This is a genomic window from Macrococcus sp. DPC7161, from assembly GCF_004117835.1.
Taxonomy (GTDB): Bacteria; Bacillota; Bacilli; order Staphylococcales; family Staphylococcaceae; genus SDSC01.
Genome location: NZ_SDSC01000026.1, coordinates 1 through 560 on the forward strand (window position 1 = coordinate 1; position 560 = coordinate 560).

1 protein-coding gene is annotated in these 560 nt (G+C 55.5%); it reads left to right on the top strand.

Translation table 11 applies throughout. From position 1 onward, the window contains the following. Positions 1 to 560, top strand: a 560-nt coding sequence (locus ER639_RS11910; protein WP_368665666.1) for a 3-phosphoshikimate 1-carboxyvinyltransferase, incomplete at both ends; no start/stop codon positions are given.

Below are 560 nucleotides of genomic sequence, written 5' to 3' on the forward strand. Positions count from 1 at the left end.
CCTGACTGCGCTGCTGATGACCGCACCGCTGGCACCACAGGACACCGTCATCAGCATTAAAGGCGACCTGGTTTCTAAGCCGTACATTGATATCACCCTGCACCTGATGAACACCTTTGGCGTTGAGGTGGAAAACCAGTCTTACCAGCGTTTCGTGGTGCGCGGAGCGCAGCAGTATCAGTCCCCAGGCCACTACCTGGTTGAAGGCGATGCTTCATCCGCCTCCTATTTCCTTGCCGCAGGTGCGATTAAAGGCGGTACGGTAAAAGTGACGGGCATTGGCCGCAACAGCGTGCAGGGCGATATCCGTTTTGCTGACGTGCTGGAAAAAATGGGCGCGGTGGTGACCTGGGGCGATGACTTCATCTCCTGCACCCACGGTGAGCTGAACGCCATCGATATGGATATGAACCATATTCCTGATGCGGCGATGACCATTGCCACGGCGGCGTTATTTGCAAAAGGCACCACCACGCTGCGCAATATCTATAACTGGCGTGTTAAAGAGACCGATCGCCTGTTTGCGATGGCAACAGAACTGCGTAAAGTCGGCGCGGAAG